The organism is Blautia intestinihominis (assembly GCF_040096655.1).
Lineage (GTDB): Bacteria > Bacillota > Clostridia > Lachnospirales > Lachnospiraceae > Blautia_A > Blautia_A intestinihominis.
In genome coordinates this window covers 1-17413 of record NZ_JBBMEI010000012.1, presented here as the reverse complement: position 1 = coordinate 17413, position 17413 = coordinate 1, and the positions used below count along the sequence as shown (strand labels likewise).

General features: G+C 39.3%; 21 protein-coding genes and 3 pseudogenes. 7 read left to right on the top strand and 17 right to left on the bottom strand.

The window, feature by feature from the left end; translation table 11 throughout:
* Positions 1–43: 43 nt before the first annotated feature.
* The 13 genes and pseudogenes from WMO75_RS05580 to WMO75_RS05520 form a co-directional block, all read right to left on the bottom strand.
* Positions 44–634, bottom strand: a complete 591-nt coding sequence (locus tag WMO75_RS05580) for a YdcF family protein (RefSeq protein ID WP_118252650.1) — start codon at positions 632–634, stop codon at positions 44–46.
* 20 nt (positions 635–654) lie between these two features.
* Positions 655–1419, bottom strand: coding sequence for an N-acetylmuramoyl-L-alanine amidase (locus WMO75_RS05575; RefSeq protein ID WP_022214376.1), 765 nt, complete (start codon positions 1417–1419; stop codon positions 655–657).
* A 69-nt stretch (positions 1420–1488) separates the two neighbouring features.
* The gene (locus tag WMO75_RS05570) at positions 1489–2415 is read right to left on the bottom strand and encodes a DUF5688 family protein (RefSeq protein ID WP_118252649.1); all 927 of its coding nucleotides are present in this window, start codon (positions 2413–2415) and stop codon (positions 1489–1491) included.
* Between the two features lie 249 nt (positions 2416–2664).
* Positions 2665–3141, bottom strand: coding sequence for a low molecular weight protein-tyrosine-phosphatase (locus WMO75_RS05565; protein ID WP_227222276.1), 477 nt, complete (start codon positions 3139–3141; stop codon positions 2665–2667).
* Positions 3142–3356: 215 nt separating this feature from the next.
* Entirely contained in the window at positions 3357–4571 is a 1215-nt protein-coding gene (locus WMO75_RS05560; protein WP_044960653.1) for a site-specific integrase, read from the bottom strand.
* A 104-nt stretch (positions 4572–4675) separates the two neighbouring features.
* Complete coding sequence (locus tag WMO75_RS05555; RefSeq protein WP_021650362.1) at positions 4676–4897, bottom strand: excisionase; 222 nt, start codon at positions 4895–4897, stop codon at positions 4676–4678.
* A 424-nt stretch (positions 4898–5321) separates the two neighbouring features.
* Positions 5322–5594: a helix-turn-helix domain-containing protein gene (locus tag WMO75_RS05550; protein WP_118698650.1), complete on the bottom strand. Its 273-nt coding sequence runs from the start codon at positions 5592–5594 to the stop codon at positions 5322–5324.
* A 36-nt stretch (positions 5595–5630) separates the two neighbouring features.
* Positions 5631–5828: pseudogene (locus WMO75_RS20095) on the bottom strand (sigma factor-like helix-turn-helix DNA-binding protein); the annotation flags it as partial.
* A 700-nt stretch (positions 5829–6528) separates the two neighbouring features.
* On the bottom strand, positions 6529–6951 hold the full coding sequence (locus WMO75_RS05540; protein ID WP_199704986.1) for an RNA polymerase sigma factor: 423 nt from the start codon (positions 6949–6951) through the stop codon (positions 6529–6531).
* A gap of 434 nt (positions 6952–7385) precedes the next feature.
* A complete protein-coding gene (locus tag WMO75_RS05535; RefSeq protein ID WP_349077726.1) occupies positions 7386–8303 on the bottom strand; it encodes a sensor histidine kinase in 918 nt (305 codons plus the stop codon).
* A gap of 19 nt (positions 8304–8322) precedes the next feature.
* A complete protein-coding gene (locus tag WMO75_RS05530; protein WP_349077725.1) occupies positions 8323–9078 on the bottom strand; it encodes a DUF2705 family protein in 756 nt (251 codons plus the stop codon).
* The gene (locus WMO75_RS05525) at positions 9071–9985 is read right to left on the bottom strand and encodes an ATP-binding cassette domain-containing protein (RefSeq protein WP_117962351.1); all 915 of its coding nucleotides are present in this window, start codon (positions 9983–9985) and stop codon (positions 9071–9073) included. The genes WMO75_RS05530 and WMO75_RS05525 overlap by 8 nt, the downstream gene beginning before the upstream one ends.
* A gap of 79 nt (positions 9986–10064) precedes the next feature.
* Positions 10065–10748: a response regulator transcription factor gene (locus WMO75_RS05520; protein ID WP_005423706.1), complete on the bottom strand. Its 684-nt coding sequence runs from the start codon at positions 10746–10748 to the stop codon at positions 10065–10067.
* A gap of 197 nt (positions 10749–10945) precedes the next feature.
* On the opposite strand from WMO75_RS05520, the gene WMO75_RS05515 reads away from it, so the two are divergent.
* The gene (locus tag WMO75_RS05515; protein ID WP_044996579.1) at positions 10946–11305 is read left to right on the top strand and encodes a helix-turn-helix domain-containing protein; all 360 of its coding nucleotides are present in this window, start codon (positions 10946–10948) and stop codon (positions 11303–11305) included.
* A 168-nt stretch (positions 11306–11473) separates the two neighbouring features.
* Here WMO75_RS05515 and WMO75_RS05510 read toward each other — a convergent pair.
* A pseudogene (locus WMO75_RS05510) lies at positions 11474–12889 on the bottom strand (relaxase/mobilization nuclease domain-containing protein).
* Between the two features lie 79 nt (positions 12890–12968).
* Positions 12969–13259, bottom strand: coding sequence for a CD1845 family protein (locus tag WMO75_RS05505; RefSeq protein WP_118698648.1), 291 nt, complete (start codon positions 13257–13259; stop codon positions 12969–12971).
* Between the two features lie 456 nt (positions 13260–13715).
* Between WMO75_RS05505 and WMO75_RS05500 the strand changes: the two genes are divergently transcribed.
* Positions 13716–14075 (top strand): helix-turn-helix domain-containing protein, encoded by a 360-nt coding sequence (locus WMO75_RS05500; RefSeq protein WP_227222274.1) that lies wholly within the window; start codon positions 13716–13718, stop codon positions 14073–14075.
* Between the two features lie 63 nt (positions 14076–14138).
* Here the strand turns inward: WMO75_RS05500 and WMO75_RS05495 are convergent, their stop codons facing one another.
* On the bottom strand, positions 14139–14474 hold the full coding sequence (locus WMO75_RS05495; RefSeq protein ID WP_005426510.1) for a hypothetical protein: 336 nt from the start codon (positions 14472–14474) through the stop codon (positions 14139–14141).
* Between the two features lie 171 nt (positions 14475–14645).
* Between WMO75_RS05495 and WMO75_RS05490 the strand changes: the two genes are divergently transcribed.
* The 3 genes from WMO75_RS05490 to WMO75_RS05480 all read left to right on the top strand — a co-directional run bounded on the left by WMO75_RS05490 (position 14646) and on the right by WMO75_RS05480 (position 15502).
* Complete coding sequence (locus tag WMO75_RS05490) at positions 14646–14909, top strand: helix-turn-helix domain-containing protein (protein WP_015541275.1); 264 nt, start codon at positions 14646–14648, stop codon at positions 14907–14909.
* 94 nt (positions 14910–15003) lie between these two features.
* On the top strand, positions 15004–15177 hold the full coding sequence (locus WMO75_RS05485) for a hypothetical protein (RefSeq protein WP_005426514.1): 174 nt from the start codon (positions 15004–15006) through the stop codon (positions 15175–15177).
* Complete coding sequence (locus WMO75_RS05480) at positions 15164–15502, top strand: type II toxin-antitoxin system RelE/ParE family toxin (protein WP_019162149.1); 339 nt, start codon at positions 15164–15166, stop codon at positions 15500–15502. Before WMO75_RS05485 ends, WMO75_RS05480 begins: the two co-directional genes overlap by 14 nt.
* A gap of 53 nt (positions 15503–15555) precedes the next feature.
* Here the strand turns inward: WMO75_RS05480 and WMO75_RS05475 are convergent.
* Positions 15556–15915: pseudogene (locus tag WMO75_RS05475) on the bottom strand (MmcQ/YjbR family DNA-binding protein).
* 400 nt (positions 15916–16315) lie between these two features.
* Here WMO75_RS05475 and WMO75_RS05470 point away from each other — a divergent pair.
* The gene (locus WMO75_RS05470) at positions 16316–16657 is read left to right on the top strand and encodes a plasmid mobilization protein (protein WP_005426517.1); all 342 of its coding nucleotides are present in this window, start codon (positions 16316–16318) and stop codon (positions 16655–16657) included.
* Positions 16606–17413 (top strand): relaxase/mobilization nuclease domain-containing protein (locus WMO75_RS05465; protein WP_349077723.1); only part of this gene is annotated, 808 nt, incomplete at its 3' end. The genes WMO75_RS05470 and WMO75_RS05465, both read left to right, overlap by 52 nt.

The window sequence follows — 17413 nt, the reverse complement described above, 5'->3', positions numbered from 1 at the left end:
TCGACACCCCTAAATTATTTTTAGAATTTACAAATTATGGGATTTATTTTTGCATCATTATCTGAAATTGGCTGACAATTCGTTTTATCTCTGCCAGCACTTCATCAATTCCATGCTGAGTCAGTTTCCAGTTTTCTTTTGTAATTTCATCCACAGAGCAAGGGCATACCAGAAATTCTGTTTCCGGATACGCCCTCTGATAATACATAAATGCTCTTCTGGCATGATAATTCTTGCAGCACAAAATTGCTTTTTTCACTTTTAATCCGGCCTGATCTGTCACTTTTCTCGAAAAAAGTGCATTCTGCCATGTAAAAGTTGCCTCGTCTTCCCTTAAAACGGCATTCTCCGGCACGCCGTTTTTCATCAGTACATCCTTCAGGAATTCCCATTCCGTCTGGTAGGCTCCATTATATTTCTCTGCCTCTCCTGTCACTCCGGAAAACTTTCCTGCAGAAATACTGTATCTTCCACTTGGAAGAACCATCGGCGCCAGCCCCAGTCGATAAAGCTCTGCCGCTTTTTCTGCCATATAAGGGTAACTGTTTCCCGGAACAAAAATAATATCCGCCGATTCCGGCTGATTCTCCATAAAAACAAAGTTTCCTACTTCCTCCAAAAATTTCTCGTACATAAATTTCTCCTGTCTGTGTTTTATTTTGTAACGATTATCGTACTGTATCCCGCGTCCCGGAGTCTCTGTTCCATCTGGATCGCATTGCCGATCTGCTGAAAAGCTCCTACCTGAACCTTATACAGATCACCTTCATAGAGCAAAAATGCAGGAAATCCCTGATCTGTCAGCTGATACAGCATCCTGTCTGCATTTTCGCGACGCCGGAAAACTCCTGTCTGAACCCGATAATACAATGGCTGTTCTATCGTCTCATCATTCAGGGTTCCAAGAATAGATGTCGCGATCGCCTCTGCAATTTCCTTCTGTTTCTCGTCATACAGCTTATTGTCCTCATCTGAATTCAGAAATCCTGTCTCCACCAGAAGTGCCGGCATCCTGGTCTTACGAAGAACGACAAGACCTGGCCGCGCATTGACCCCCAGTTCTTTGAATCCAAGTTCACCCAGGGCTCCCACAATATTCTGCGCCATATCATATTTGATTCCACTCTTATCATATACCAGCACTTCTACTCCCTGATACTGATTCTCCTCCGGGCTGCTGTTTCTATGGAAAGAAATAAAATAATCTGCACCCGCCTCGTTTGCAATCTTCGCTTTCTCAAAAGGTGTCTGATAAATATCTGTAGTTCTAGTATACACCACATCTATCCCATTGTCTTCCAGGATCTTGCCCACTGCCAGCGTCAATTCCAGATTATCATCTTTTTCTTTTCTTTCCTTATATATAGCACCTGGGTCTGTACCACCATGGCCTGCATCCAGCACAATTTTATACGCCAAAGTCTTTCCTCCAGAAATCCTTTCTTAATATTATATGCATCCACCCGGCATTTGGCACTGTCGTTTGTATCACAAGACACTAAATGATCCTGTCTCAAGATCATAATGATAAATCTGATATGTCAGAAAATCTTCTGGCGGAGTCGTTTCATTCACGGTATCCTCCAGAACCTTTTTTAATTCTTCCGGATCTGCACTCTTTTCATTGTGGATCATCACCTCATGAATGCTGGTAAACACCATATAAAATCCTCCCCCCATCAGCTGCCCGATCCGCTCTGCCACACCGGGCAGAAAAATTGCCACAGCTCCATTCGTCCGGATTGTCGTACTGAGACAGTTCCCCAGTACATCTTTCTTCAGCTTGTAATCACATAACAGGTTCATGAAATTCTCTCCTGCATAATCCGGATCAAAAATCAGCTTTTCCCAGCAATAGATCCTTGGTGGCGAAATAAAATATGTATTCAGCAAAGCTTCCTCAAAAACCTGTTTTGGCTCCTGCTCCCACTTTTCCAACATGTGTCGTTTAATCTTAATGCTTGCACTGCTGCCATTCAGTTCTCCCATTCTCGCGTAAAGCACCAGTGCAATGTCGCCAATCGTTCTGTAAATACAGTCTTCAAGTTCTACCTGATTTTTTTCTATATTTAAAAGACGGATAAACAAGTCCTCTTTTATCTTATCATAATCCTCAAGATTTCTGGAGCGCTGAAAACATTCTGATCTTGCGATCGCATCCAGCCGCTCAACGATCTCCCGCACAATCGCTTCCATGCTCCAGCCATTTTGATATTCCCTGAACAGGTCCTGCACATACAACGCACAGACTTCCATGATTTCCTCATTCCGCTGTCTCTTCAATAGAAGCCGATCCCCCGATGTAGGTGGATATTCCGTTTCCTGCTTATAACAGATCATCTCCTCATCGTATCCTGTCGCTTCAAGTAACTCTGAACGAAGTGTTTCTACAAAACTTTCGTATGTCATTTCCATATTTAATTTCCTCGTCTTTCTGAATGTTCGGGCGAACGCCCCTGATAAATGATAGATAGAAAGGGAGCCTGACTGCTCCCTTTTAAGAGTTGCTGTATGAACAGTATATACAGATTTGAAATGTGTGTAAAGAAGTTTTCATCGACAAATTCTCCCCGTCGATGTTGAATGTCGTTGAATAAAAAAGAATCTAAACTTATTTCGAAGGTATTTGTCCATTCTGCATACTGACAAATATTACTGTTTATTTTATATAGAGCCTTTGCGCCTCAGATATTCCAGAAATCCCTCGCATCCTTCTACAATATCTCTGTATGTCAGCTCAAAGTTTCCCGTATACCACGGATCTGCAATATCCCTCGGCCGGTCTGAATAATCCAGCAGAAGACTTACTTTGTGTTCCGGATCACTGCCAAGGATCCGCAGCATGTTTCTCCTGTTCACGCCTTCCATCCCGATCAGATAATCATATTTATCATAATCCGATTTCTTAAGCTGCACCGCCCGCTTGCCCTCACAGGAAATCCCATGCTTTGCAAGCTCCCTCTGCGCCGGCGGATAAACCGGATTCCCGATTCCATTCCAGATCTCCTCCGTACTCGTCGCAGCAGACGCAATATAGAAATCCGACTGCAGTTGTTTTTTGTTGATCATGTCTTTGAAGACGAATTCTGCCATTGGGGAACGGCAGATGTTGCCGTGGCAGACAAATAACACACTTATCATTGCTTAAAACTCCTTGAAATGCTGTATTTACGCTGTTTGCAGGCATTTTCCGATAATCTTCAATCCTGTCATTTTCCTGTATATCACAGCATAAATTCGTATATTTTCTTATCCAAATTTAGTAACTTCTTAGTAATAATCAGCCTGGAAAACAGGCTTTCTAAGAACCTTATAATCAGATTATTCTTAATTCTTTTTTCTATTATTTTATCATACTATGCCAGTTTTGCAATCCTATTCATCTCTTCTTTTGCATCAATTAATCCCAGATGCGTATATACATTTAACGTAACCCCTATATCAGAATGTCCCATTAAATATTGGAGTGCTTTCGGATTCATTCCAGCTTTCGCCATATTGGAACAATATGTATGCCTGCATACATGAGGCGTGATCTTTGGCATTTGTTCCTCATGAGTACGATTATACTTTCCTAACGCCCACTGAAAATGTTTTTCCCAATGAAGTGCTACTTCAGGCATATCTTTTTTATCCAGAAATAAGAATCGACTATATCCATCTATAATCGGCTCAACCCTTACTTTTTTACGGTTTTTCACAATCTGTTCAAAACATTCATAAACTTCATCTGTCATCGGTAACATTCGTGTTCCACTTGAAGTTTTGGTATCTTCAATGACGTACTGCATTCCTCTGGTTCTCTGAAGCTGATGATTCACATTGATTTTTCTCTCCTGAAGATCAATATCTTTCACTGTCAATCCACAAAACTCAGAAATACGAAGTCCAGTCTTAAACAAAATAAACATTCCATTATAGTATTTTGAGTAATGGTCATCATTTCGGATAAACTCCAGAAATAACTCTTCCTGTTCTTTTGTAATTGCCTGTCTTGTAACACTGTCATTTACGACAACTGTACATAATTGAAATTCAAAAGGATTCTTGCGCAGTAAATCATCTTCAACTGCCATCTGAAATGCAGGTCTTACAATTCCACGCACACTGTGAATGGAACTGTATCCTCTTCCATCTGCTTGCAGCTTAATAAACCATGCTTTTGCATCCGACAATTTTATTTTATCTATTCTTCTGGTTCCGAATTCTTCTTTTTTTATTATATTGATCACAAAATCATAGTTCGCCTGAGTATTATGACGAACCCCCTTTTTTTGTCCAATATATTTTTGAACCAAATCCAAAACTGTTAAATTTCCTCCGTAAGGTACTATACCATCATGTAAATCTCTTTGGATATTTTTTTCTTTTTCCCTTAGAGCTAAGCATGGTCTGCATCCAGTTGGCAGAGAATCTGTTGGCTCTAATTTCCAACTATACAAAAACTTCTGCTTTCCATAACAATCTGTATATACAAACGCATATCTTCCATCTTTTCTCTGACTTTCTCCGTTTCGTAAAATTCGACCTTTTTTATCTCGTCGTTTTTGGTCACGTTTTGTTTTACCCAAACGTCTTCGCCCCTTTCTACGAAGAAGCCCTAGCACGATATAGGTATTATATCATACCAGGGCTAGCATTTCCACTTTAAAGTGCTAAATTGTTCGTATATTTTTTACAAAGACGTAGTCTGATCCAGAAAGGCCTCAAATTTCTTACGGTTAATCAATGACTTACACCCCACCTGGACTGTAAAGCAACATTCTGAATTTAGATGTTCCGAAATAAGCATCCTTATTTTCTTTTCACCTATTCCAAAATATTGCACTGCTTCATCCACCGTAAGCATATATTTTTCCCAAATTGGAATCTTACCTTTTTCAATTTTAATCGCCACTCTTCTCTCCTCCTTTTCTCTTTGGACAAAACATTTTTATCTGCCCATGACAATTTACAATTTTATACACTGTCATCGGCAGATAAAATTACAATACAGGTGGCAGTTCAGTACTCTGCCCACATCGGTTTTGCACCGTCATTAAATATGACCAGATTTTTTCTGGAAGTATCATTATCACAGATATGCTTCGTCGCCCTGTGCAGCTGCTACACATTTTGTCAAATTCTTCTCGCTCCATACCTTTACTTCAATGTTATATTTCAGCATTTCCTCGTATTTACTCCATTAACAGAGCAGATATATCATGGCGGATTTACCTAGTGGCTCTACATATCTTCACGTCCTGTATGTAAAACAATATACAATTTTCAAGGTACAAAAATTCCTGAAGGGGAAAAGGAATCTATATTAAATACTCCCTTTACTGATTACTTTTCCTTACATATGATTTCGTATCAAATCCCAAGGTCTTAGTAATCAGTTTTGCTTCCAGGCGTTGACGCAGAGTTTCATCTACACAATAATGCACCTGTCCAAATTCGTCAAACATTTTTCTGATAGCCAAAACTGTTATGTACCCTTCATAATGCTTCAACACTGCCTGGATTGCCTCAGTATCACCAGTTGATGCTGCCTCAATAACATGGAATGGCAGCAAATCAAATGCGCATTTCTGTTTTTTACTTTTTTTCATTTGCAGATTCCTCCATATTTTTCTCATCAGTTCCAGTGATCGTCTACGATGCTCATTAATTGTGCTGCGTACAAGATTCATTTCTCTGGCAATGTCTGCATCACTCATATCCATAAAATATGATAATAACACAACATTCCTTTTCTTTTCAGTAAGTGTCTGCAGTGCTTCAGCAATCAATGCATCTTTGACTTCTATGTCGTAACCCAGGACCTGAAAACGATGTGTTTCCATTTCATGCTCATCCATTATAAAAAGTCTGCTCAACTCCTTTTCTGATAATTCTGACAACATCACTTCATACTTCTGGCGATATGCCATATGCTTTTCATAATTAATAACTTCACTTTTCAATGCCAGCTTGCACAGAGAATCAAACTGATGTCTGACTGTCTGCTCATCTTGAAAAGAGGATTGCTCCATAAGAGTTCACCTCCTTCCCCGCCGGTAGGCAATAAGCAAAGTTCTTGCTTCCCCTTCACACATATCCCAAACAGATGAGTGCATTTGTCGGGGTGTGGGAAGAAATTTTTAAAAAATTTCTTAATAAATACGAGAAAATTGTTTTTCCTGTATTTTGAGGTATATAAAAAACGTCCTAATCCTGTTTTGAAACAAGACGTAAGCACTGTGAACAAAAACAGCTTTCTCGTTATATACGGGAATCGGAAAAGCATGGCTATCATGTGGAAGCTCAAAGCTAGCCTTTCTTAAATACGATCAATATCTCACTACAGGCAGCCAATACTGTGACTGCTTTATAGTGATGCTTTCATAATTGTTAAAAACATTTGTTGTCAAGGTTCAGTTTTTTGCTACGAGTTTTATTTTCGTAGCAAGGTGCAGAAGGCTTATGGGAACCTCGGGCCACTGTGACCCGAAGTTCTGTTGCCTTTCATAAGCCTTTTCATTTTTGAGGCAAAAACGGTACGCCTTACAAAAATTTTTTTAAATATTTTTCTAAGTTCTTCAGTCCCCGCTCAATCGCCACACGAACCACCTTTTCATCCGCGCCCTCAGCCCGGGCAATATCCTTTTTTGTCATGCCAAGAATGAAATGAGCATAAATCCGTTTTGCCTGTTTATCAGGCAGACTGGAAATGGCTGCGTGAAGTTCCTGCATGGAAATCTTGCGTTCATACAGTTCATGGGGAGAAAGAGAAACAAATACCGCTTCATGCTCCAGCCCATCATCCCGATCAAGGGAGTAGTAGGCTTTATGGCGGTAGGTACGCAGACGGTAAGCCGCCTCTTTCCGGTCAAATTCCTTGAACATTTCAGCAACTTCCTCTGATACTTCCATAAAACAATCTGATGTATAGAATGGGTAATAGTCCCGCAAATTGATAATAGCCATATAGACCTCCGTTTCGGTTGTTGGTTGACAAGTGACCGAAACGAAACCGGCGGGGAACGGCACCGGGGCTGGACTTCGGGCCAGTATGACCCGAAGTTGTCCCATAAAAACAGAAAAACGCCCGGACGGCATGAAGCCATACGGACGCATGAAATAGAACTGTCGTTTACATGATAATATTTTTCATATAAGTAACCAGAATACCCCGGAGGAGGGGCAAGGCTTTTTTTAACTGATGTAACTCATGGGTATTGTGAATCACTAACGCAGACATGACGGCATCCTCCTACGCCACCATGTTTGTGTTAGAATATTATTTGCACGAAAAATGGCGGCTTTGAAACCGCCATCAAGTTTTTTATGTGAATAAGCAATGTAATACACCTACTTTATAAGCGGTTTTTTTTAACCACCAAAGCAGGCTCATCAGTTTTTTATCCTTTTTGCTTAGGAAAGCACACTACAATTTCAAAAACATTATTATTTAGAGAAGCACTGATAGAACCGCCCATTTTTACTGTTAAATTCTTTGCTATTGTGAGACCCAAACCGGTTGTTTTGCGGGAACGGGATAAATCTGTTGTATAAAAACGATTAAATATTTTGTCTATATCAGATTCATTTATGCTGTCTGTAAAATTCTGAAAAGAAAAATGGTAATTTTCATTATCATCATAAGATGAAAAATGATAATCACTTTTCCCATGTGACAAGGCATTAGAAATGATATTTTCAAAAATTCTGGTTACTGCTTTTTCATCTCCATAAAATGGAAAAGAAATCTCTGCAATACTTAATGCTGTAATTATTTTGCGTTCCTCAAAAGATTTAAAAAAGGAAACTGCAACAGAGCGTAAAACAGCATTTAAATCAAATGTAGTATAAGAAAATTCCATTTCATCAGCTTCTATTCGTGCAAATTCAAACAACTGATTTAGTAACTGATTTAAAACATTCAATCTTTCGTTTATAACAGCTGCTGCATCTAAATCTTCCTCGGACAACTCCGGCGATTGTAGAAGCATTTGGGTATATCCTTGAATAGCAGTCACAGGTGTTCTAAGATCATGAGCTAAATTTGTAATTGTTTCTTTGATTGCCTCATCCTTTTTTTGTAATGAATATACTTGTTTGTGGTAAACTCGAAGCAATTCATTTAAAGCATTTACAAGATCGGTTATATCGGAAGAAGGAAAATCTAATGTCAATTCCGCATGGGTAAATGAATGTAAAAGTGTTTGCAATTTCTGGCTTAACCGGGTTACCTCCCTACGATGAAACAAGTAAAATGATAAAACAATAATAAGAGATAGTGTCACAATGATAGCATATATTTGAAGTACCACACTCATAACATTATCCCTCCCTGCATTATGTAATATCTCTTTTCTTGAAAATTGTTCCTATAACTCCACCAAATATAATCATATAGGCGAAGAAAATGATAATTGCGGTTGGAAGCCATTGAACTGCCATATCTATTCTTGTTTTATTGATATTACTAATTGCCCAAAAAATTGTGATGTTATATCCTAAGCCCAAAATACTTTCCAATCCATGAAGAACCAGATAACCAAAAAATATAAGCAAAGCATTAACTGCCATGCTAACTGAACTGTTTCTTATGAGAAAAACAAGTGAAATTGCGAGCGTTGATACAGCCATATGATATAATGCCTCACAGAATATGTAGGACACTATATTGCTAATGCTTGTAAAAGTAAGACCGCTTATTCCAAAAAAAATTTTATTACATAACAAACCAATTAAAAAGGCAGACACCAAAAAAAAGAATGATACACTCCAGCCAATTACCAATTTTGATAAGAAGTAACTCCATCGTGACAGACCTTTTTCTATATAATGTTTTACAGTCCCTTGACAAAAATCATTTGAGAAATAGTAGCTGCAAAAAATAATCAAAGGGAATACAACCGGGTAATAATTAAAAAAAGAATCCCAGTAATTTGAAGAAACTTCTGTACCTACCAAATATTCCCTCATGCCAATCGTTGCTTTTTGTGCATAAGCACATAAGAATATCCATCCTGTCATCATAAGAAAACATACTTTCAAGACTTTTCCATGTATTGCTTTATAAAAATCAGCTCTAATTAAATTAAGCATTGACTATGCCTCCTCTCATTTTTTCATTAAAGTAATCTTCCAGTGACTCCTTTGTTACAGTACATTCATCAACAGAAATTCCATGATTAACCAGTAAGGAGTTTACAATTCCGGGATTGTCTACATATTCAAAAATCCGAATATTATTATCGGAAAGAATTTCGTAGTTTTTAGTATGGAGATTTTTCTCTATTAAAATAGCGGCCTGTGCAGTATCTGATGCCTTAATTTTTAAACAACATTGACATTTTTCATTTAATTCTTTTGCAGTGATTTCTTCAATCAGCTTGCCATTTTTAATAATGCCGTATTTCGTTGCAATTTTTGACAATTCCCCCAAGATATGACTGGAAATCATAATAGTAATATGTTCTTCCCTATTTAGTTTTAATAAGAAATTCCTCATATCTTGTATTCCAGTCGGATCTAAACCATTAATAGGTTCATCAAGAATCAGAAAATCAGGATTTCCCAACAAGGCAATGCCAATGGCTAAACGCTGTTTCATACCTAATGAAAATTTTTTGACAATTTTATTTTCATATTGTGACAGACCCACCTGCTTTAAAATTTGCTGTACAGATTCTTTGCTTGACAGTCCATATGCTTTTCTAAATACTTCCAAATTTTGTTTTGCGGTTAATTCTGCATAAAGTGCCGGAGATTCAATTACACAACCAATACGATAACGCTCGGTCTGGGGAACAAAATTTCCAAATAGTTCAATAGAGCCTTCTGATGGTTCAACCAAACCTGCAATCATTTTCATTAAAGTAGACTTACCAGCACCATTTTCTCCAATCAAGCCATATATTTCGCCTTTTTTAATAGAAATGGATACTTTATCAACAGCATAATAATTTGTGTATTTTTTAGATACTGTGTTCGTTCTTAATATATATTCCATGATATATCCCTCCTTGTGGTTTTAGTGTAAGGGATAAGTTTAAGTAAATTATTTTCTAAATCTAAGGATTTCATAAAGATTATATGTCCATCTTAAACCCAATTCCCCAAACCGTTTTAATATATGATTTACTATTATCTATTGCAGCAATTTTTTTGCGTAAGTTGCTGATATGAACATTGATAGCATTTTCAGTTCCCTCTAAAGTTTCATTCCATAATTGCTCATAAATCATATCTTTCGTAAATACTTGTTGCGGATGTTCCATAAGCATTTTCAATATAGCAAACTCATTTTTTGTAAGGGGCAATTTTTGATTTTTTAGAGTGGCCTCCATTCCTATTGTATCTAAATTTAAATCGCCACAACATAACAAGGAATTTGATGTATATTGATTTTCATAAATCCGTCGCAAAATCGTTTCAATCCTTGCAAGTAGTTCTTCTATATCGAAGGGTTTCGTTACATAATCATCAGCACCGTTTTTCAATAAGAAAATTTTACTTTTAGAATCTTCTTTTGCAGATAGACCGATTACAGGTACATTTTTTGTTTTCTTTATTTCTGCTAAAACTTGTTCGCCAGAAAGACCGGGAAGCATTAAATCCAAAATAATCAGATTAACTTTTTGCTTTTCAAGAAAAAGAAGGGCTTCTGTTCCTGAATAAGCAGAATATGTTATATAACCATTTTTCCGAAGATATTTAACAAGCATATCATTGATAGCCATATCGTCATCAACTATTAGAATTGTGTAATTCATATAAAATACCTCTCTTTAACATTGATCAATTTGCAGAATATAATTTTATGGCATATTCGTATCAACTTTATCACAATCGTTTGCTATATTCAATCATGTGGCTATCTGACAGCGAAATAAAATACTACTTAACATCAAATTTCATTACATTCTCATAATTCAACCCGAAATGTACAATGATATAGGGTGATATGAGAATGAACCAAGATGAAATCAGGTTTGACTTTCATGGGCTCGGGCTGGCAATCAAACAAGCTAGAGAAGAAAGAGGCTGGACACAGGCCTATGTGGCGGAGCTGGTCGGCAAGACAGACCGCACGATTATGAATATTGAAAATAAGGGACAACATCCCAGCTTCAATTTATTTTTCAAACTCGTTACCATGTTCGATATTTCCGTAGACCAGTTTTTCTACCGGGAAGAACAGCGGGACGAGCACAGTTGCAGAAAGCACATTGATGTACTTCTCAACTCCATGAATGAAAAGGAGCTAGTTGTCATGGAGGCCACAGCCGAAGGGCTCAAGAAAGCCAGAGAAACGGAGGTTCAGAAATAAGAGCCTCTGTTTTTTTGTGCTATTTTGGGGGTGTCGCTAAATGGCAAGCAATGCCTCTGTGACCACAAGTGGCACAAAGGCGGCTTGTTGGGGCTCGCCCCAAACCCGTATCTTCGGGCCAACATGGCCCGAAGTGTCAGCGTCGCTTTGCTCCTTGTTTTCATAATCTCAACGCTCCTTTTCATGCTTTCTGCCCGGCTCGGTGTAGCCCATCAAAGTGTCAATGTTCGCCTTGATCGTGACGATCTCCTGCATATCCCGTCGTGCCTTCTGGTATTCTCCATAGAGCTGTTTTTTCTTTGCTGTGAGCTTGCGGCCTTCCTCCTTCAGCACATCCATTTTAGGGAGCTTCGCCCCGCCCAGCAGAGAGCGCATTTCCGCTTGTGCAGCCCGGTACAGTTCAAGGTCGGCCTCATGCTCCGCAAGGAATTTCCGGCTGTACTTCGTCGCCTTATACTGCTCAAAGACCGGACGGGTTTTGGCATACTGAACCGTTGCGGCCTTTAGCCCGGCATTGGTTTTCATGGCCTGTTCCGTCTGCTTGATCTACTCGGAAATGGCATGGAAACGTTCTGCCGCCTCGGTGGCTTTCTGTGCCAACTGCTCATAATCGGTCAGTCCATTGTCCTGTATATAGGCAAGGGCAGCGGCCATCTGCTTAATGTTAAATACCTTCGCCCAGTGTTCATATCCCGGTCCCTTACCGGCAGCCAGTTTTGCTTGAATATCCACCGCCAGACTGATTTTCCGCTCCGAATGTCCGGGGCGTTTTTCTTTGCCCTCAATGGCGGACAGAACATCTTGCAAGTCGTAGCCGTCCCCCAGCGTGGAGGCACGCAGACGGGTGAAGCGTTCCTGCCCTTGCCCGGTCAGCCGGAAACTGATACCGCCGCCCCGAACCTTCTTGACCTCATACCCGGCCCTCTTCATCAAATTGAGAAATTTGTCCAGATCAGCGGGGTACTCCGCCAGCGCAGTATCAATGGCGAGGCGCAGCCTGTCCTGATAGGAAAGCGGTCCTTTTCGTTCTTTCTGCCATTCTCCATAATTCCGATACTTACCCTTGCTCCGGGGCTTCGGGTTCTCCACGATGGATAGCCCGTTTTCAAGGCACAGCCTGTCAGAGAGCCGACGGAGGGCGAAGCTGGAGCCCCAAAAGTTTCGGAATTTCCGGGTGCAGTCAAGGGTGGTGGAGTTGTAATAAATGTGACAATGGATGTGCTGCTTGTCGGTATGCGTGGTAACGATAAAAGCGTGCCGCCCCTTCGTCCAGCGCATAGCCAACTCATAGCCGATACGGTTCGCCTCCTTCGGGGTGATCTCGCCCGGATAGAAGGATTGTCGTATCTGATAGCACAGCACATCATTTTCTTTTTTCTGTTCCCGGCCCGTCATAGCGGCATAGCTGGCCTTTGCCAAAAGGAACTCGTCCGCCACGGTGGCCGGATCACATTCATAAGCGGAGATATACTTTCCGCTTTCTGTTTTCTCCGGGTCCTTGCCATAGTCCAGACAATCCCGGATTGCCTCAGCAATCGTTTCGCCTTCGCCCGCATGGCGCTGTAACAAAGTTGTGGTAGCCAAAAATCATCCCTCCTTTCCATGAGAAAGGGGCGGCCCATCCAGACCGCCCCAACTTCGGGCCAGTATGGCCCGAGGCTGCTTAACTTGCCAGAAACCGGTACAGAGCGGATTTGCCTCCATCCAGCGTCCAAAGAAGGGAGCCCGCCGCCGCTTGCAGTCCATACGGCGAAAGAAGGAAGGCAAGAAACAGAAATACAATCCCGCCTATGGGCGTCGGCGTGAAAAAGAGAACGACACCCAGCACCACCAGAATCACAGAGGCAATCGTCAGCAGGACGGCACAAATATCAAACAGGAACACCAGCAGAGCCGCCAGAAGGGACAACGCTAAAGCAAAGGGAGCGACCAATATTTTCAGCAGTATCTTCATCTTCAAAACCTCCTTTATCTATCCTTTCTACCTCTATTTTATCATGCCTGCCCGGGGACATAAATGTTGCGAAAGATTAGTAAATCCTGTCCTAAATCTATTTTCAAATAAAAACGGATGGTCTAATGAAATGGGTAGTTTTTAGCCCATCGGACGCTATTTATATCAAAAGATAATATTTTGCCATCATTTTTTGTGGCATATAATTCACTTTTTGAGGTAAAGAAATTTATTTGCTTTTTTGAACTATTTATCTATTTCATCCGTCACGTAATGACGGATATGATACCAGACAATAAAATTCTTAATCTTTCCTATACCTCCGGATCTGTTTTACGGAAATTCAGAATTTTATATGTCTTTTAAAAAGTGAAATATCACCCTCTTTTTTAGTGAAATATTAGTTCATTTTCTTTCAAGAAAGGGAACTATACACTAAACATGGAGGTGTATCATATGCCAAAACAAACAGATAAAGAACTGGGATTGTTTTTTAAGAACGCCCGACACGAGCAAAAATTGACTTATGAAGAATTAGCTGAAAAAGCAGAAATGTCCAGCCGATATTTAAAGGAAATTGAAAATGGGGGCCGAGTTCCCAGTTTTCATAAAATCAGAAAACTGGTACGCGCTTTAAATGTTCCTCCTGAACCATTGTTTTATCCAAACAATCATACAGATAATCTTGATTATCAACGCCTGCTCATGTACCTGTCAAAATGCAACGATGAGCAAATTACCGCTATCCTTGCCATCGTAGAAGCATACCTGCGCACATACAAAATTCCTACAGACCACTATAAACAAGATCCCTGAAATTCATTTGAATTCTATCTGAATTATTCTGAAGAAGCGGTATGGTTTCCCATACCGCCACTCTTAACGTGCATATTTTTCTATCATTCTCTTAACATTCGTGGATTTCTTTATTGCCCCTATATTAATAAGAAACTCAACTACATCCATCATTCCCTGGTAATAAGCCCGCTGCTCCTCTTCATAATGGAAATGTTCTAACTGATCCAGATATTTATTCCAGAAATTCTGCTCACGCTCTGGGATTTTTTCCAGATGTAGTGGCAGCTTCTTTTGTATTTGTTTCAAATTCTTCTCTGCTTCTTTCCATTCTTCCGGCTGTACTGTATATTCTCTTTCTCCGGAGTCACAGCGCAATTCCTCAAATAAATTCGATACTGCTTCATAAAATTCATTCATCTTCTTTCCACCTCTCATTAGAATTATTTCTCATTACAGGCAGCATTATCATTTTCTTATTTCAAAAATCAAATAAACTTTCCAAAAACTTCATCTTTAGAAGTATAGTAACAATATTTTTCCTTAAAATCAATAATAATACTTCATCTTTAGAAACTTTTGAGGATCAGAATGATTATTTATTGGGATAAAAAAACGAACAGTAAAAACAGAATAGGACAACGGGTAAAAGAATTACGAAAGGCTCATAATCTTACTCAGAAAACACTCGCTGCCAAATTACAACTTGCAGGATATGATTTTAATGATCTGGCAATCCTGCGAATTGAACAAGGCACACGTTTCGTTCCCGACTACGAAGTTGTCGCACTGGCCGAAGTATTTAATGTTTCCTGCGAATATCTTCTTGGTCTGACGGACGCTCCTGCAAAATAATTCAATTGTATTGCTGCCCATTCTATGCTAAACTATGGATAGATACTTCTGAACAACATACACTATTTATAAACCGTATGATTGGAGTGATTTCATGGAATTAACAAAAAAAGTCCCTACAACCGATAAAAACCAGGAAAACAATCATCTTCTCCGCATGTTAGACCGGGGAATTGATGATATGGAAGCTGGTCGTGAATTGCCACTGGAAGATGCTTTTCGCAAAATCACAGAATTAAGGGATGCACGAAGAAATGCAAGAATATAAAATTATTTTAACCTGGGAAGCAATTTACGATGTCACAGACATTGCAGATTATATTGAAGAAGAATTCGGCCAGCAACGTGCTGACCGTTTTCAATCTGATCTGAAAGAACAAATGCAGAATTTAGGCCAGTTCAGTACTGCCTTTCCCCGAACTCAAATTCTGTACAGAGGATATTCCATACATAAAAGATCTTTTCCGCCATCTATTATTTTTTATATTATAATGGAAGAAACAAAAGAGATTCATATTCTCCGAGTGTTGCGCCATGAACGAGATTGGGAAAATATCCTGTTGCAAAGATCAACTTATACATATCCAGAATGAATACCTGGGAGCCGATCAGAGATTTTTCTGAAAGGCTTCCTTTTTAATTTTAATTACTTCCCACTGTCAATTAAATCATAACTCATATCCAGAAAATCTAGCGTCTTAGCTTCACTGACAGATTCATCCAAAAGAATCGTAATCCAGTGTCGCTTATTCATATGATACCCCGGTAAAAATCCATACGTTTGAATTAACATCCCAACCAGATCAGGATCACATTTTACATCCAGGATATTAATTTTTCCATCTTCTTCTAATCCCAGTGTTTTCTTTTCCACTGCCATAATTATAGCATACCATTTTCCATTTTTATGTCGAAGCACCGCAGAATCAGGATCTTTTTTCCATAAATATTCCGGTTCCGTTCCATATTACTCTTTCACATATTGAAAAATTTCCTCACGTTTCAAATTTATCCCTCACTTACGATTTCTTGCTCTGATTATACGCTATCAGGATTATATTCTCAACCACTTCTCACAGTTCCATTTATGTTTTATAGCTTTTGCATAGCCTGCTTTGCAGGCTACACCCCAAAAGAAGCAAGCACTGCCAGTGTCATGACAACTGGCTCATTTTGTCAAATTCCCTTTCCGGTTCATTCTACCAAAATGTATCAGGGAGTATCCCTGGCCCTCTCATATTTTATAATTTCTTAATTTGACGCTTTCACCCAGTCCTGTTAAAATAACTTACAGATACATCTGTCCAAACCAACAAAAAACCAAATACCATAACTGTCATAGCCGAACTGGTTAGACAGTTTTTTTGTACTCTTTTTTATAGAAAAAAACGAATTGGAGGATTTCAATGAGCAAACGTACCAGAATTCATCCCGTACAATTTTATTTGAATGATGACGAACAATACATTTTAGAAGAAAAATATCGTCTTTCCAGGATGAAAAGCAAATCTGCCTTTCTACGGAAAATGATCTTATATGGATTTGTATATGAAGTAGACTACTCTCATATCCGAAAAATGAATACCCTGCTGGGCAATATCAGCAGCAATTTGAATCAGATCACCCATCGTATAAACAGTACCAATACAGTTTACCCAAAGGACCTGGACGATATAAAGGAGTTAATGGAAAAAATATGGCAGTTACAAAAATCCATGGTATCAAAACAACCGTTGATAAAGCAATAGAATACATCTGCAATCCAGATAAAACTGACCAGAATCTATATATTTCTTCCTTTGCCTGCTCTCCCGAAACAGCCGTTCTTGACTTTAAATACACTTTGGATCATACACATGACTGCAGAGATCCGCACAATACAAATAAGGCATTTCATCTGATTCAGGCATTTTCCCCTGGTGAAGTTTCCTATGAAGAAGCCCATCAAATTGGCAAAGAACTTGCGGATCGCTTACTGGAAGGAAAATACTCCTATGTTCTGACAACACACACTGATAAAGGTCATGTACATAACCATTTAATTTTCTGTTCTGCAGATAACATCACTTTTTCTCATTACCATGACTGTAAAAAGAATTACTGGAAAATACGAAATCTCAGCGACACTTTATGCCAGGAACATAACCTGTCCACAATTATGCCAGATGGTAAAAAAGGAATGAAATACAATGAATGGGCTGCAAATAAATCTGAATCCAGTAAAAAAGCGCAGCTGCGAAAAGATATCAGCCAGACAATCCGAATCGTTTCCACTTATTCAGAATTTCTTACATTTATGGAAGCTAAAGGATATGAAATAAAAAACGCAGAATTTGGCAAAAACAGCAGAAAATACATTACCTTTCGTTCTCCCGATATGTCCCGTCCAGTGCGTGGAAGTGCTAAATCTTTAGGAAAAAATTTTAGATCGAGTAGGAGACGGCTTTTGCCGCCGACCTCTCACACCACCGGACATGCGGTTCCGCATCCGGCGGTTCAGTTAA

Excerpts from the sequence above, each read along its gene's own strand:
- WMO75_RS05580 (WP_118252650.1), bottom strand. The coding sequence starts at position 634 with ATGTACGAGAAATTTTTGGAGGAAGTAGGAAACTTTGTTTTTATGGAG.
- WMO75_RS05570 (WP_118252649.1), bottom strand. The coding sequence starts at position 2,415 with ATGGAAATGACATACGAAAGTTTTGTAGAAACACTTCGTTCAGAGTTA.
- WMO75_RS05565 (WP_227222276.1), bottom strand. The coding sequence starts at position 3,141 with ATGATAAGTGTGTTATTTGTCTGCCACGGCAACATCTGCCGTTCCCCA.
- WMO75_RS05550 (WP_118698650.1), bottom strand. The coding sequence starts at position 5,594 with ATGAAAAAAAGTAAAAAACAGAAATGCGCATTTGATTTGCTGCCATTC.
- WMO75_RS05540 (WP_199704986.1), bottom strand. The coding sequence starts at position 6,951 with ATGGCTATTATCAATTTGCGGGACTATTACCCATTCTATACATCAGAT.
- WMO75_RS05535 (WP_349077726.1), bottom strand. The coding sequence starts at position 8,303 with ATGAGTGTGGTACTTCAAATATATGCTATCATTGTGACACTATCTCTT.
- WMO75_RS05530 (WP_349077725.1), bottom strand. The coding sequence starts at position 9,078 with ATGCTTAATTTAATTAGAGCTGATTTTTATAAAGCAATACATGGAAAA.
- WMO75_RS05525 (WP_117962351.1), bottom strand. The coding sequence starts at position 9,985 with ATGGAATATATATTAAGAACGAACACAGTATCTAAAAAATACACAAAT.
- WMO75_RS05520 (WP_005423706.1), bottom strand. The coding sequence starts at position 10,748 with ATGAATTACACAATTCTAATAGTTGATGACGATATGGCTATCAATGAT.
- WMO75_RS05515 (WP_044996579.1), top strand. The coding sequence starts at position 10,946 with ATGAACCAAGATGAAATCAGGTTTGACTTTCATGGGCTCGGGCTGGCA.
- WMO75_RS05505 (WP_118698648.1), bottom strand. The coding sequence starts at position 13,259 with ATGAAGATACTGCTGAAAATATTGGTCGCTCCCTTTGCTTTAGCGTTG.
- WMO75_RS05500 (WP_227222274.1), top strand. The coding sequence starts at position 13,716 with ATGCCAAAACAAACAGATAAAGAACTGGGATTGTTTTTTAAGAACGCC.
- WMO75_RS05495 (WP_005426510.1), bottom strand. The coding sequence starts at position 14,474 with ATGAATGAATTTTATGAAGCAGTATCGAATTTATTTGAGGAATTGCGC.
- WMO75_RS05490 (WP_015541275.1), top strand. The coding sequence starts at position 14,646 with ATGATTATTTATTGGGATAAAAAAACGAACAGTAAAAACAGAATAGGA.
- WMO75_RS05485 (WP_005426514.1), top strand. The coding sequence starts at position 15,004 with ATGGAATTAACAAAAAAAGTCCCTACAACCGATAAAAACCAGGAAAAC.
- WMO75_RS05480 (WP_019162149.1), top strand. The coding sequence starts at position 15,164 with ATGCAAGAATATAAAATTATTTTAACCTGGGAAGCAATTTACGATGTC.
- WMO75_RS05470 (WP_005426517.1), top strand. The coding sequence starts at position 16,316 with ATGAGCAAACGTACCAGAATTCATCCCGTACAATTTTATTTGAATGAT.